The sequence below is a fragment of the Pseudomonas sp. UBA6310 genome, from assembly GCF_002438225.1.
Lineage (GTDB): Bacteria > Pseudomonadota > Gammaproteobacteria > Pseudomonadales > Pseudomonadaceae > Pseudomonas_O > Pseudomonas_O kuykendallii.
The window spans coordinates 52739-65421 of record NZ_DJTK01000085.1; the positions used below are offsets into that span (position 1 = coordinate 52739).

Consider the following 12683-nt stretch of genomic DNA (forward strand, 5'->3'; position numbering starts at 1 on the left):
TGAGAACCCCGCCAACGGTGACCGCGCAGGCCTGCACCGCCGCACCTACCCGGACGGCGCCGTGATCGAGTACGACTTCCTCGCCCACGTGCTGCGCGCTGAACTGCCCGAGGGCGGCGTCAGCCACTTGGTCAGTACCGGCGGCATCAACATCGTCGGCCCCATCAATCACCAGGGCGACTACACCCAGCAGGGCGACCAGCACGTCACCGGAACCGTGACCGTCAGCGACGACGTCATCGCCGCCGGCATCAGCCTCAACAGCCATCCGCATGGCGGCGTGCAGGCCGGCAACAGCCTCTCCGGCGGCCCACGATGATTGGTATGAGCGCGGCGACCGGCCGACCACTTGCCAGCAGCGCACACCTCGCGCAGTCGATTGCCGACATCCTCACCACGCCAATCGGCAGTCGCGTCATGCGCCGCGAGTACGGCAGCTACCTGGTTGATCTGATCGACGCCCCGCTCAACAGCGCCACGCGCCTGCAGGCCTATGCCGCCGTCGCCATGGCGCTCATGCGCTGGGAACCGCGCCTGCGCCTCAGCAGCGTGCTGCTCACGCCCAGCACCACCCCGGGCCAGGCCGTGCTGGACGTCGAGGGCACCCTCACCGACACCAACGAGTCGCTCAGCCTCCGCGTGCCGCTCAGCCTGGGGGCCGCATGACCACCTTCAGCCCCATTGACCTGTCGCAGTTGCCCTCACCCGACGTCGTCGAAACCGTCGACTTCGAGACCATCCTCGCCGAGCGCAAGGCCTACATCGTCAGCCTCTACCCCGACGCCGAGCAGGAAGCCATCGCCGCGCTGATCGAGCTGGAATCGGAACCGCTGAACATCCTTGCCCAGGAAAACGCCTACCGCGAGGTGCTGCTCCGTCAGCGGGTCAACGATGCAGCCCGCGCCACCATGCTGCCGTACGCGAACGGCGCCGACCTAGACAACCTCGGCGCGCTGCTCAACGTCGCCAGGCTCGTCGTCACCCCGGCCGACGCGACGGCGGTGCCCCCTGTAGCCGCGGTGATGGAGTCGGACGCGCGCTACCGCGCTCGCATCCAGCTGGCACTGGAAGGGTTCAGCACCGCCGGTCCTGTTGGCGCCTACACGTACCACGCCCTGGCGGCCTCGGCCGCGGTGAAGGACGTCGACATCAGTTCCGCGACCGCGGGCATCGTCACCGTCACTGTGCTGAGCACCGCCGGCGACGGCACAGCGGATGCCGCGCTACTCGCCACCGTGAACGCGGCGCTCAACGATGAGGACGTGCGGCCGCTCTGCGACACCGTCGAAGTACAGGCCGCCGAGATCGTCCCATACCAGGTCGCCGCCACCCTCACCTTCTACAACGGCCCGGACCTTGAGCTTGTCCGCGCCGCGGCCGAAGCCGCCGTGCGCAAGTTCGTAGCAGAGCAGCACGCCCTGGGCCACGATATCGCCCGCTCCGGCCTGTTCGCCGCACTGCATCAGCCCGGCGTGCAGAACGTCACCCTTGCCCAGCCGGCGGCGGACATCCACATCGACAGCCACCAGGCGGCCTACTGCACCGTGGTGTCAGTGCTCAGTGGTGGCGTCGATGTCTGACCAGCTGCTCCCGCCGAACGCCAGCGCACTCATGCGCGATATCGCCGCCGGGTTCGCGGGTATTAGCGACCTGCCCGTGCTCGGCCGCTACGTGCGCAACCCCGCCAGGTGTCCGGCAGCCCTGCTGCCGTTCCTCGCATGGGAACTCTCGGTTGACGAGTGGAACCCCGCCTGGGGCGAGGACGTGAAGCGCCGCGTGATTGCGGAGTCAGCCGCGGTGCACCGCCACAAGGGCACCCTCGGTGCCGTGCGGCGTGCGCTGGAGGCGATCTTCGTAGACATCCCCTTCCAGATCATCGAAGGCGCGGACGCAGGTTTCTACGACGGCAGCAAGCGCTACGACGGCCTGCACTTCTACGGCCGCGAATCGAACTGGGCGAAGTACTCCGTACTGATCAGCAGGCCGATCACGATCACTCAAGCAGCAAGCGTTCGCCGAATCCTCGCGTGGATCGCACCAGCCCGCTGCCACCTGCTCGCACTCAACTTTGAACAGGCCCTCAACGCATACGACGGGGCCATCCGCTACGACAACTCCTACACGTACGGTGTCGCCTGATGAGCAATCTGAATGAAACTCCAATCTGGGAAGAGGGCATTTACCAGCTCGAGCGACTCGACCCGGTGGCCGGCGGCGCTGACGGGATGGCCAACCGACAGGCCAAGCAACTGGGCAACCGGACTGCGTTTCTAAAGGCGCTGGTCGAGGCGATCCAGGAAGCGCTGGACCTCAAGGCGCCATCGACAAACCCAACCCTCACCGGCACGCCGAAAGGCCCCACAGCTCCGGTCGGGACCAGCACTACGCAGCTCGCCACGACCGCGTTCGTGCAGGCCGCAGTGGCCGCCCTGGTCAACCAGTCGCCGGCCACGCTGGACACTCTCGCAGAGCTCGCCACGGCGCTCGGTAACGACCCGAATTTCGCCACTACCATCACCACGCTTCTTGGACAGAAAGCCCCGCTGGCGTCGCCAGCGCTCACCGGAACGCCTACAGCGCCAACCGCAGTGGCTGGCACGAGCACCACCCAACTCGCGACCACGGCGTTTGTTGCCGCTGTACAAACGCTCCTGACCACGTTGATCAACGCCCGCGCGCCTACGGCCAGCCCCGCCTTCAGCGGTACGCCTACGGCCCCCACCGCCGCGACGGGAACCAGTACCACGCAGCTCGCAACCACGGCGTTCGTGCAAGCCGCCATTGCGGCGCTGGTGAATGCATCGCCGGCGACGCTCGACACCCTCGCCGAGATTGCTTCGGCGCTGGGCAACGATCCCAATTTCGCCACCACCATCACCACCCTCATCGGGCAGAAGGCACCCCTGGCATCGCCGGCACTCACTGGCAAGCCTACGGCCCCTACTGCGGCTGTAGGCCTGAGCGACGGGCAGCTCGCGAACACAAATTTCGTGCAAATCGCAGTGCAGAACGCTATCGCCGCCCTCGTTGCCGCGCTGCCAGTCGCTAATTACTACGAAACAACAGTCAGCTACACGAACGGGGGCACGTTGACTATCACGCACGGTCTCGGCGTGGCTCCGAAGCTTGTCATGTTTGAACTTGTTGCTATTGCCGCAGTAAACGGCTTGGCAGTGGGCGAGAGCGCTGAATTGGGGGCTCAAGACTGCAGCAATAACCTGAATTCCTGGGGCATCGAAGCGCGCAAGAAAACTTCATCGACCGTTACGGTCGTGATCGGTTTTAACGGCCTGACGATGTTCGCGGCAAATGGTGCTGTTAGCGGCGTAACAAGCGCGCAAGTACAAGTGAAAGTGAAGGTTTTTGCGTAATCAAGGGGTAAAGGCATGGAGTTAGATCAAGCAGTGGCCCAGGGCGAGCGGCTGAGCGTCCAGCGGTTCTATGTGAACGCTAACGGGGCATTTATCGGGTCGTGGGTGGATGCTCCCGAGCCTCCCGCAGGGGGAATCGAAGTGCCACTTGGCCCGGAATGGGCCGATCAGGTTTGGAACTTCAGGACAGAAACCTACGGCCCGAGCTTGTACGGGTCCACATCAGATGAGGACGCTTGGCGAGAGTCCGAACTGCTGCTCATCGCAGAGCAGTTGCTGATGATCGAAGACAACGATCCGGCTGCGGCACCGGGTTCAGCAGCCCAGTGGAGGGCCTACCGCGTCGCCGTAAGAGCATGGAAGGCAGGAAGCGGCGACTTCCCATTTGGAAGCCGGCCGACCAGCCCGGCCGCCCTTGAAGGAGCAACAGCATGACCACACTCGTTTTACCCTCTGGCCTCACCTGGCGCCTGCTCGCCTCTGGCCTGGTCCAAACCCTCGGCTTGCTCGCGCTGCGCCTGCTGCTGATCGCCGTAGGCCTGTTCGTCGTGCCGATGGCGCTGCCCTGGTGCAATACGAACCAATCGACCCGCACTCCTTTCACCGAAGCCCTCGGGGACTGGTTGCTCATCACCCTGCCCGGCTGGGCATGGCTCTGGAGCAACGACCGCGACGGCGCCGCCGGCGACAAGCGTGGCTGGTGGCATACCCATGCGCCCTTCGCCCTGGGCGCCTATCACTGGCTGTCACAGTTGCTCTGGCTCGCCTACCGCAACCCCGCGAACAACAGCAGGTTCACCCGCCTGATGGGCTGCCCTGTCACCGAGTGCGACATGCAGTTCTGGGGCGACGAGACCGTCGAGGATGATCCCAACAAAGGCGGCCTGCGCCTGCTGGTGGCCACCCATCGCGAAACCGGCCGGCGCTACGTCGGGCTGTACTGGGTGCACGAATGGTCACCGCGGCGCGCCCTGGTCGTGCAGATCGGATTCAAGGGCGAGCCCAGCGACTGGGCCGAGGACTACACCGCGGACCCGCTGCGGCAGTGGAAGGGCTTCACGTTCGAGATCAACCCGTTTAAGTCGATCGGCTCCACGCTGATCGCCTAACCCGAAACCCTGGGGAGGGGATTGCCCGGCTTCGGCTGGGCTTTTTTATGCGCGGCCCTGTAGCGCCTCCCGCTACAGCTCCGAGCGCTCGCCCCGCTTGCGCGCGCGCGTCACCCTCAAGGCTCACTGAAACGGCATCACGCCCACCAGGAGCCTCCAATGCCCAGCGACTTCCATCACGGCGTCCGCGTCCTCGAAATCAACGAGGGCATCCGCCCGATCCGCACTATCGCCACCGCCGTGGTGGGCATGGTCTGCACCGGCAGCGATGCCGACGCCGCCACCTTCCCACTGAACACCCCTGTCCTGCTCACCGACGTGCTCACCGCCTCCGGCAATGCCGGCGAACTCGGCACCCTGGCCCGCAGCCTGGACGCCATCGCCGACCAGGCCAGCCCTGTTACCGTGGTCGTGCGCGTTGCCGATGGCGAAGGCGAAGACGCCACCGCCAAGGCAGCGGACCAAACCAGCAAGATCATCGGCGGCGTCACCGCCCAGGGTAAGTACACCGGCCTCAAGGCCCTGCTGGCAGCAGAAGCGCAGCTCGGCGTGCGCCCGCGCATCCTCGGCGTACCGGGCCTGGACAACCTCGCCGTCACCACCGAACTGGCATCCATCGCCGAGCAGCTGCGCGCGTTCGCCTACGGCAGCGCCTGGGACTGTGAAACCGTCTCGGAGGCGATCGCCTACCGCGAGGGCTTCGGCTCGCGCGAGCTCATGCTCATCTGGCCGGATTTCGTGAACTGGGACACCGCCACCAGCGCCAACGCGCCGGCCGCCGCCGTCGCCCGCGCCCTTGGCCTGCGCGCCAAGATCGACGAGCAGGTCGGCTGGCACAAGACCCTGTCCAACGTGCCGGTCAACGGCGTCACCGGCCTGTCGAAGGACATCTTCTGGGACCTCCAGAACCCCAACACCGACGCCGGCCTGCTCAACGCGGCGGACGTCACCACGCTGATCCGCCGTGACGGCTTCCGCTTCTGGGGCAACCGCACCACCAGCGCCGACCCGCTCTTCGCGTTCGAGAACTACACCCGCACCGCGCAGGTGCTGGCCGACACCATGGCCGAGGCGCACTTCTGGGCCGTGGACAAGCCCATGCACGGCAGCCTGGTGAAAGACATCGTCGACGGCGTGAACGCCAAATTCCGCGAGCTCAAGACCGGCGGCTACATCATCGACGGCCAGTGCTGGTACGACCCGGCCGCCAACGACGCCACCACGCTCAAGGCCGGCAAGCTGTTCCTGGACTACGACTACACCCCCGTCCCACCGCTGGAGAACCTGCTGTTCCGCCAGCGCATCACCGACCGCTACCTGATGACCTTCGCCGAAAGCGTCCAGGCCTGACCCCATTCACCGCGCGGCACCGCCGCGCCGTAGGAGACCACCACCATGGCGCTGCCCAAGAAGCTCAAGCACCTCAACCTGTTCAACGACGCCAACAGCTACCTGGGCGTCGCCAAGACCCTCACCCTGCCCAAGCTGTCGCGGAAGATGGAAGCCTACCGGGGCGGCGGTATGGATGGCCCTGTCAAGGTCGACCTGGGCTTCGGTGACGACGGCCTGCAGCTCGAATTCACCCTCGGCGGCTGGGACCTGATCGCCGTGCGCCAGTTCGGCGCCGTGCGTGCCGATGGCGTGCCGCTGCGCTTCGCCGGCTCCGTCCAGCGCGACGACACCGGCGACATCAGCGCGGTGGAGGTCACCGTCCGCGGCCGCCACGAAGAGATCGACTTCGGCGAGGCGACCCCCGGCGAAGACACTGAACACAAGATCACCACGACCTGCAGCTACTACAAGCTCACCGTCGACGGCGAAGTCATCGTCGAGATCGACCTGCTCAACTTCGTGTTCATCGTCGACGGCGAAGACCTGCTTGCCGAGCACCGCCAGAACATCGGCCTCTGATCCACCGCCGCCGGCTCGCCGGCAGCGTTCCCCCCCTGAACCCGGAGCATCACCATGGAAACCAGTACCAACCCGAACGAAGAAGTCGTCACCCTCGACACCCCGATCACCCGCGGCGAAACCAAGATCGAGCAGCTCACCCTGCGCAAGCCCATGAGCGGCGAGCTGCGCGGCGTCACTCTGGCCGACCTGGCGCAGATGGACGTGCTGGCCCTGCGCAAGGTCCTGCCGCGCATCACCAGCCCCGCCCTCACCGAAATCGAGATCGGCCGCATGGACCCGGCCGACCTGCTGCAGTGCGGGGTCGCCGTCGGTAGTTTTTTGCTGAAGAAGTCGGACAGGGAAGCTATCCGCGGTGCGTAGAAGAGGCCATGGCCGACCTGGCCATGGTGTTTCACTGGGGCCCGGCGGAAATGAATCCGCTGGCCCTGTCTGAGCTGATGGAGTGGCGCGAGCGGGCCCGGACACGCTGGGAGAAGAACCATGGCCAATGACCTGAAAATGGAGCTGGTGCTCCAGGCCATCGACCGCGCCACCCGCCCCATTCGCGCCGTTACACAGGGCAGCGTGGGCCTTGCCGCCGCGCTGAAAACCAGCCGTGACCAACTCAAGGTGCTGCAGGCGCAGCAGAAGGACGTCAGCGGCTGGCGAACCCTGCGCACCGCCAGTGCCCAAACGGAAACCGCCCTGCAGGCCGCCCGCGACCGCGTGAAGGCCCTGGGGCAGGAAATGGCGGCCACCGGCGTCCCAACGCGCCAGATGACCCGCGACCTCAAGTCCGCCATCCGCGAGGCCACCGCCCTTAAAACGCAGCACCAGGAACAGCAGGTTCAGCTGCAGGGCCTGCGCACCCGGCTCAGCGCCGCCGGCATCAGCACGCGCAACCTGAGCCAGGCCTCCCGCGACCTCAAGCAACGCATCGACGCCACCAACGAATCCATCAGCGCCCAAGGACGGCGCATGCAGCAGCTGGTAGTGCAGCAGAAGCGCCTGAGCGCCGCGCGCGGCCAGTTCGACAAGGCCCAGCAGGTCGCCGGGGGCATGGCCGCCGGCGGCGCTGCCGGGCTGGGCACCGCCTACGCCATCTCCCGGCCGCTCAAGGGCATCGTCGATGCCTTCGCGCCGGCGGAAAACGCCGCCACCCAGCTCAAGGTGGCGATGATGGACAGCGCAGGCCAGGTCCCGGCCGAGTTCGAGAAGATTTCCACGCTGGCCACCGAGCTGGGCGACCGCCTGCCCGGCACCACGGCGGACTTCCAGGAAATGATGACCATGCTGCGCCGCCAGGGCCTCAGCGCGGCAAACATCCTGGGCGGTACCGGGGAGGCGGCGGCCTACCTCGGCGTCCAGCTGCAGATGCCGGTCACTGCCGCGGCCGAGTTCGCCGCGAAGATGCAGGACGCCACCCGCACCACCGAGGGCGACATGATGGGTCTGATGGACACCATCCAGAAGACCTTCTACCTCGGCGTCGACAGCAACAACATGCTGCAGGGGTTCAGCAAGATCAGCCCGGTGATGAACATCATCAAGAAGCAAGGGCTGGAGGCCACCAAGGTTCTTACGCCGCTGCTTGTGATGATGGACCAGGCTGGCATGGAAGGCGGGTCGGCGGGCAACGCCTACCGCAAGATCTTCCAGGGCGCGATGGCTAACGGTGACATCCAGAAGGCCCTGGACGGCCTGAAGGTCACCAAGGGCATCGACCTCAAGATGGACTTCACCGACGGCAAGGGCGAGTTCGGCGGCATCGAGAACATGTACGCCCAGCTGGAGAAGCTCAAAGGCCTGAGCACCGAAGTGCGCCTGGAAGTGATCAAGGACCTGTTCGGCGACGACAGCGAAACCCTCACCACCCTGAACACCATGATGGACAAGGGCATCGGCGGCTACCGCGACGTCGAAGCCAAGCTGCAGACCCAGGCCGACCTGCGCACCCGCGTGAACGAACAGCTCAGCACGCTCACCAACACCATCGAGGCCGCCGAGGGCAGCTGGACCAACGCCATGAGCGAGATCGGCGCCACCATCGCCCCGCAGCTCAAGGAGCTCATCAACGGCGTCGGCGAACTGGCCGTCAAGGTCAAGGATTGGGTCAAGGAACACCCCGGCCTCACTGCCGCCATCGTCAAGACGGCCGGCGGCCTCGCGATGCTGCTCGCCGCCGGCGGCGGCTTGACGCTGATGCTGGCCAGCTTCCTGGGACCCTTCGCAACGGTCCGCTACGGCCTTTCCCTCATCGGCATCAAGGGGCCAGGCGCCGTCATGGCGATCAAGGCCGTGGGTAGCGCACTGCTCGGGGTCGGCCGGGTGCTCATGCTCAACCCTATCGGCCTCGCCATCACCGCGCTGGCGGCCGCCGCCCTGATCTACGAAAACTGGGAGCAGATCGTCCCCTTCTTCAAGAACCTGTGGGCAAGCGTCACAGCAGGTGCCCTCGTGCTCTGGAGCGAGATCCAGACCGGCTTCTCCGGCGGCCTGTCCGGCATCCTGGAGGTGCTGACCAACTTCAGTCCGCTGGGTCTGTTCTACCGAGCCTTCGCCGGTGTGATGAGCTACTTCGGCATCGAGCTGCCGAGCAAATTCACCGAGTTCGGAGGCAACCTGATTCAGGGCCTGATCAATGGCTTCACCGCCATGTTCCCCAAGCTCTCCGCAGCCATCGGCGGCGTGGCGGACAGCGTAGTCGGCACCTTCAAGAACCTGCTCGGCATCCACTCGCCGTCCCGCGTCTTCGCGACCCTGGGCGGCTTCACCATGGCCGGCCTGGAGCAGGGACTGCTCCAGGGCCAACGGGGGCCGCTGGCCGCCGTTGTCGGCATGGGCAAGCAGCTCGCCACGGCGGGCGCCATCGGCATCGGCGCGGCCGGCAGTGCAATGGCCATGGACAACCGTCCGCCGTTATCTGCCAGCGCCGGCGCCCCAACCAGCATGCAGGCGGCAGCGCCCATCAGCATCACAATCAACCCAAGCCCGGGCATGAACGAACAGCTGCTCGCGAAGCTGGTCGCGGCCGAGGTCGCCAAGATCCAGCGATCGAGCCAGGCCCGGGGCCGCAGCTCACTGAGCGACCAGGAGTAACCCGCCATGATGATGGCCCTCGGCATGTTCGTGTTCGGCCTGCCCACCCTCGCCTACCAGGAGCTGCAGCGCACCACCGAATGGCGCCACGGCTCCACCAGCCGCATAGGCACCAACCCCGCCAGCCAGTTCCTCGGCCGCGGGGAAGACACCATCACCCTGCCCGGCACCCTGCTGCCCGGGCTGGCCGGCTCGCCGCTGGGCCTGGACACGCTGCGCATGATGGCCGACACCGGCAAGTCGTGGCCCCTGGTCAGCGGCACCGGCAAAATCTACGGCGCCTGGGTCATCACCCAGATCAGCGAGACGCAGCAGATCTTCTTCGACGACGGCACGCCCCGCCGTTACGAGTTCACCATCAACCTCAAGCGCATCGACGACGGCCGCATCGACCTGCTCGGCACCGTCACCGGCGTGCTCGGCGGCGTGCTGCGGCCGATCCTGAGCCGCCTGCTGTGAGCATCGTCACCCAAGCCACCGAGCTGCTCGACGCGGCCGCCCAGCGCTACCGCGAGCTCACCGCCTACCCGCGGCCGATCTGCCGCGTGGTGGTTGCCGGCAACGACATCACCGGCGCCGTGGTCGAGCGGCTGATCAGCATCGAGCTCACCGACAACCGCGGCATGGAGGCCGACCAGCTCGACATTGCGCTCAGCGACCATGACGGCCTGCTGGCCATCCCCCCGCGCGATGCCGCCATCGACCTCTGGCTCGGCTGGGACGACACCGGCCTCGTCTACAAGGGCCGCTACAACGTCGACGAAACCGAGCACAGCGGCGCGCCGGACACGCTGAACATCCGCGCCCGCAGCGCCGACCTGCGCGGCGCGCTCAAGGTCAAGCGCGAACGCAGCTGGGACAGCACGCCCCTGGCCACCATCCTCAACGCCGTCGCGGCAGCCCACGGCCTCACGCCGCTGATCGGCGCCGCCCTGGCCGCCCTCAACATTGCGCACCTGGACCAGACGAACGAATCGGACGCCAACCTGCTCACCCGCCTCGGCCGCGATCACGACGCCATCGCCACCATCAAGGCGGGCCGGCTGCTGTTCATGCCCACCGGCAAGGCCGTCACGGCCAGCGGGCTCAACCTGCCCCACGTGGTGCTCGCCCGGGCGGACGGCGACCAGCACCGCTTCCTGCAGGCCAACCGCGATGCCTACAGCGGCGTGAAGGCCTACTACTACGAGGTCAACAGCGCCAAGAAGCTGGAGGCCATCGCCGGCGCCGGCGAAAACCTCAAGGAGCTACGCCACACCTACGCGGACAAACACAGCGCCGTGCGCGCCGCCCGCGCCGAATGGAAGCGCCTGCAGCGCGGTACCGCGACGCTCAGCTACACCCTCGCCAAAGGCCGCCCCGACCTGGTACCGGACCAGACCTACAGCCTCACCGGCATCAAGGCCGAACTCACGGAAATCATCTGGCTCGGCGGCAATATCCGCCATTCCTTCACGGCAGACAGTTACACCACCTCGCTCGACCTGGAATCGCAGCTGCCCGACGACGACCTCGCCGCCCTGGCCGACTCCATCGAAGACATCAACGCGGGCTACACGGGCATCGTCGCCGTCTACCGCGACGCCAAGACCGGCAAGCAGAAGACCCTCACCGGCGGCGACCAGACGAAGCCCCGGCGCCTGGTGCACCTGTACGCCACCAAGGCCAGCGCCAAACGGGCGGTGGACCGCGAGCTGAAGAAGCTGCAGGCGGCGAAGGCAGGCTAGTCCGCGCGCGGTTCATCGGCTGGGTATTGCTCAGCGGCTGCGTCCCACAAATACTGTCTACACATACAGTATTTGGCAGCGCAAGCGATGGGCCGAAACACCATCCCGACCAACCCCCGAGCCCCATCGGTCAGCAACTGGCGTCGCCTGCTGGCAGACGAGCGCGAGCGGTTGAATTTTCCCGACCTGTTCTATCGCCAGCTCGAGGCCATGGCTGACGCGCTGCTGGCCAGCGGCGAGGTGGACGCCCCAGAGCACCAGAACATGATTCATCTGGCCGCCGCCGGCCGAGAGCACGCCCAGGACTACCAGCGGGAGGCCCACCAGGTGCACTGGCGCAACGGCACCTATCAGCTGGTCAACGCGGCGGGCGAATCCCCTGGCAAGCTGGTGGGCGGGCGCTACGTGCCGGACTACACCGCCGCCGAGGACGACCTCACCGCCAACGGCGTCGTCGAGCTCACACCCGAAGGCCTGCGCGTGGTGTGCCGCACGCTGGGCCACACCCAGGCGAGCATCGTCGACCTGCAGCTGGTCACCGCCAGCGGTTCGCTCTACGTGCTGCATCCGCTGAGCGTCCACCGGAACGGCGTGGACCTCCCCGTGCTGACCGATCCGGATGCCTTCGGCGCCCTGCTCGACGTCCTGTTCGCCGGCGAGCACCTTGGCGAAGCGCGGCGCGCGCACATCCGCCAGCGCCTTGAACTGTCCCTGTTCCACGTGTGCCAGCGCTGCCGCAACACCCTGCAGCGCGAGGATTGCCCCATCTGCTCCGGGCGCGGCTTCCTGCCGAGGGTCACGGCCGATGGAGTGCTTGCCAGGGCATCGGAAGATGAAAAAAGACTTGTTGAATACTTATATAATACTTATAATGGCCTCACCAACAACGAGGCGGACCATGAACACGATCAACTGGACACGGAAGGCAGTGAAACAGCTTGGCAAGGTAGCCAAGGCTGATCAGGCGAAAATCTACGACGCCGCCCAGGCGCTGGCCGCCATGCCCAACGTCCAGAACGTCAAAGCCCTGGTCCGCCACCAATACGGCTACCGCCTGCGGGTCGGCAACTACCGTGTCCTGTTCGATTGGGACGGCAGCGTCCGAATCGTCAATATCGAAGAGGTGAAAAAGCGCGATGAACACACCTACTAACGTCCAGATCATCAACGGCCCCGACGGGGCCCCGGCGTTCGTCGTCATCCCCTATGCCGACTACCTCGCCAGCCACCCGGCCGACGACCTGGTGCCGAACGAGGTCGTCGGGCTCATGGTGAAGGAAGGGCTGACCGCCATCGGCGCCTGGCGCCGCTACCTTGACCTATCGCAGCAGGAAGTGGCCGAACGCATCGGCATCACCCAGCCGGCCTACGCGCAACAGGAGCAGGCGGCCAAGCCGCGCAAGGCCACGCGGGAAAGGATCGCCCAGGCCTTCGGCATCGCGCCGACCCTGCTGGATCTATAGCGCGATGACGAACCGGTCCGA

At 66.3% G+C, this 12683-nt stretch carries 17 protein-coding genes; all 17 read left to right on the forward strand.

The features are described 5' to 3' along the window. The coding region (locus B3E91_RS21735) for a phage baseplate assembly protein V (RefSeq protein WP_287031350.1) at positions 1 to 319 on the forward strand (319 nt) is incomplete at its 5' end. Next, positions 316 to 666, forward strand: coding sequence for a GPW/gp25 family protein (locus B3E91_RS21740; RefSeq protein ID WP_273228695.1), 351 nt, complete (start codon positions 316 to 318; stop codon positions 664 to 666). The genes B3E91_RS21735 and B3E91_RS21740, both read left to right, overlap by 4 nt. Further along, the gene (locus B3E91_RS21745) at positions 663 to 1580 is read left to right on the forward strand and encodes a baseplate assembly protein (protein ID WP_287031351.1); all 918 of its coding nucleotides are present in this window, start codon (positions 663 to 665) and stop codon (positions 1578 to 1580) included. Before B3E91_RS21740 ends, B3E91_RS21745 begins: the two co-directional genes overlap by 4 nt. Beyond that, entirely contained in the window at positions 1573 to 2139 is a 567-nt protein-coding gene (locus B3E91_RS21750) for a phage tail protein I (RefSeq protein ID WP_287031352.1), read from the forward strand. The genes B3E91_RS21745 and B3E91_RS21750 overlap by 8 nt, the downstream gene beginning before the upstream one ends. Beyond that, positions 2139 to 3371 (forward strand): hypothetical protein, encoded by a 1233-nt coding sequence (locus B3E91_RS21755; protein ID WP_287031353.1) that lies wholly within the window; start codon positions 2139 to 2141, stop codon positions 3369 to 3371. The genes B3E91_RS21750 and B3E91_RS21755 overlap by 1 nt, the downstream gene beginning before the upstream one ends. 15 nt (positions 3372 to 3386) lie before the next feature. After that, positions 3387 to 3806 (forward strand): hypothetical protein, encoded by a 420-nt coding sequence (locus B3E91_RS21760; RefSeq protein WP_287031354.1) that lies wholly within the window; start codon positions 3387 to 3389, stop codon positions 3804 to 3806. Continuing rightward, positions 3803 to 4480, forward strand: coding sequence for a DUF7338 family protein (locus B3E91_RS21765; RefSeq protein WP_287031355.1), 678 nt, complete (start codon positions 3803 to 3805; stop codon positions 4478 to 4480). Before B3E91_RS21760 ends, B3E91_RS21765 begins: the two co-directional genes overlap by 4 nt. A gap of 159 nt (positions 4481 to 4639) precedes the next feature. Further along, positions 4640 to 5830, forward strand: coding sequence for a phage tail sheath protein (locus tag B3E91_RS21770; RefSeq protein ID WP_287031356.1), 1191 nt, complete (start codon positions 4640 to 4642; stop codon positions 5828 to 5830). A gap of 45 nt (positions 5831 to 5875) precedes the next feature. After that, on the forward strand, positions 5876 to 6391 hold the full coding sequence (locus B3E91_RS21775; RefSeq protein ID WP_287031357.1) for a phage major tail tube protein: 516 nt from the start codon (positions 5876 to 5878) through the stop codon (positions 6389 to 6391). Between the two features lie 54 nt (positions 6392 to 6445). Further along, the gene (locus B3E91_RS21780) at positions 6446 to 6754 is read left to right on the forward strand and encodes a phage tail assembly protein (RefSeq protein ID WP_273228703.1); all 309 of its coding nucleotides are present in this window, start codon (positions 6446 to 6448) and stop codon (positions 6752 to 6754) included. 8 nt (positions 6755 to 6762) lie between these two features. Then, positions 6763 to 6885 (forward strand): GpE family phage tail protein, encoded by a 123-nt coding sequence (locus tag B3E91_RS21785; protein WP_287031358.1) that lies wholly within the window; start codon positions 6763 to 6765, stop codon positions 6883 to 6885. Beyond that, positions 6875 to 9472 carry a phage tail tape measure protein gene (locus B3E91_RS21790; protein ID WP_287031359.1) on the forward strand — a complete coding sequence of 866 codons (2598 nt, stop codon included), beginning with the start codon at positions 6875 to 6877 and terminating at the stop codon, positions 9470 to 9472. Before B3E91_RS21785 ends, B3E91_RS21790 begins: the two co-directional genes overlap by 11 nt. Positions 9473 to 9478: 6 nt before the next feature. Continuing rightward, positions 9479 to 9931, forward strand: coding sequence for a phage tail protein (locus B3E91_RS21795; protein WP_287031360.1), 453 nt, complete (start codon positions 9479 to 9481; stop codon positions 9929 to 9931). Next, positions 9928 to 11199 (forward strand): phage late control D family protein, encoded by a 1272-nt coding sequence (locus B3E91_RS21800; protein WP_287031361.1) that lies wholly within the window; start codon positions 9928 to 9930, stop codon positions 11197 to 11199. Before B3E91_RS21795 ends, B3E91_RS21800 begins: the two co-directional genes overlap by 4 nt. Positions 11200 to 11286: 87 nt before the next feature. After that, entirely contained in the window at positions 11287 to 12159 is an 873-nt protein-coding gene (locus tag B3E91_RS21805) for a hypothetical protein (RefSeq protein ID WP_287031362.1), read from the forward strand. After that, complete coding sequence (locus B3E91_RS21810; protein ID WP_287031363.1) at positions 12098 to 12352, forward strand: type II toxin-antitoxin system RelE family toxin; 255 nt, start codon at positions 12098 to 12100, stop codon at positions 12350 to 12352. The genes B3E91_RS21805 and B3E91_RS21810 overlap by 62 nt, the downstream gene beginning before the upstream one ends. Further along, positions 12336 to 12662: a helix-turn-helix domain-containing protein gene (locus B3E91_RS21815; RefSeq protein ID WP_287031364.1), complete on the forward strand. Its 327-nt coding sequence runs from the start codon at positions 12336 to 12338 to the stop codon at positions 12660 to 12662. The genes B3E91_RS21810 and B3E91_RS21815 overlap by 17 nt, the downstream gene beginning before the upstream one ends. Positions 12663 to 12683 lie beyond the last annotated feature (21 nt).

Excerpts from the sequence above, each read along its gene's own strand:
- B3E91_RS21775 (WP_287031357.1), top strand. The coding sequence starts at position 5,876 with ATGGCGCTGCCCAAGAAGCTCAAGCACCTCAACCTGTTCAACGACGCC.
- B3E91_RS21745 (WP_287031351.1), top strand. The coding sequence starts at position 663 with ATGACCACCTTCAGCCCCATTGACCTGTCGCAGTTGCCCTCACCCGAC.
- B3E91_RS21780 (WP_273228703.1), top strand. The coding sequence starts at position 6,446 with ATGGAAACCAGTACCAACCCGAACGAAGAAGTCGTCACCCTCGACACC.
- B3E91_RS21815 (WP_287031364.1), top strand. The coding sequence starts at position 12,336 with ATGAACACACCTACTAACGTCCAGATCATCAACGGCCCCGACGGGGCC.
- B3E91_RS21740 (WP_273228695.1), top strand. The coding sequence starts at position 316 with ATGATTGGTATGAGCGCGGCGACCGGCCGACCACTTGCCAGCAGCGCA.
- B3E91_RS21765 (WP_287031355.1), top strand. The coding sequence starts at position 3,803 with ATGACCACACTCGTTTTACCCTCTGGCCTCACCTGGCGCCTGCTCGCC.
- B3E91_RS21755 (WP_287031353.1), top strand. The coding sequence starts at position 2,139 with ATGAGCAATCTGAATGAAACTCCAATCTGGGAAGAGGGCATTTACCAG.
- B3E91_RS21760 (WP_287031354.1), top strand. The coding sequence starts at position 3,387 with ATGGAGTTAGATCAAGCAGTGGCCCAGGGCGAGCGGCTGAGCGTCCAG.
- B3E91_RS21805 (WP_287031362.1), top strand. The coding sequence starts at position 11,287 with ATGGGCCGAAACACCATCCCGACCAACCCCCGAGCCCCATCGGTCAGC.
- B3E91_RS21810 (WP_287031363.1), top strand. The coding sequence starts at position 12,098 with ATGAACACGATCAACTGGACACGGAAGGCAGTGAAACAGCTTGGCAAG.
- B3E91_RS21770 (WP_287031356.1), top strand. The coding sequence starts at position 4,640 with ATGCCCAGCGACTTCCATCACGGCGTCCGCGTCCTCGAAATCAACGAG.
- B3E91_RS21795 (WP_287031360.1), top strand. The coding sequence starts at position 9,479 with ATGATGATGGCCCTCGGCATGTTCGTGTTCGGCCTGCCCACCCTCGCC.
- B3E91_RS21790 (WP_287031359.1), top strand. The coding sequence starts at position 6,875 with ATGGCCAATGACCTGAAAATGGAGCTGGTGCTCCAGGCCATCGACCGC.
- B3E91_RS21785 (WP_287031358.1), top strand. The coding sequence starts at position 6,763 with ATGGCCGACCTGGCCATGGTGTTTCACTGGGGCCCGGCGGAAATGAAT.
- B3E91_RS21750 (WP_287031352.1), top strand. The coding sequence starts at position 1,573 with ATGTCTGACCAGCTGCTCCCGCCGAACGCCAGCGCACTCATGCGCGAT.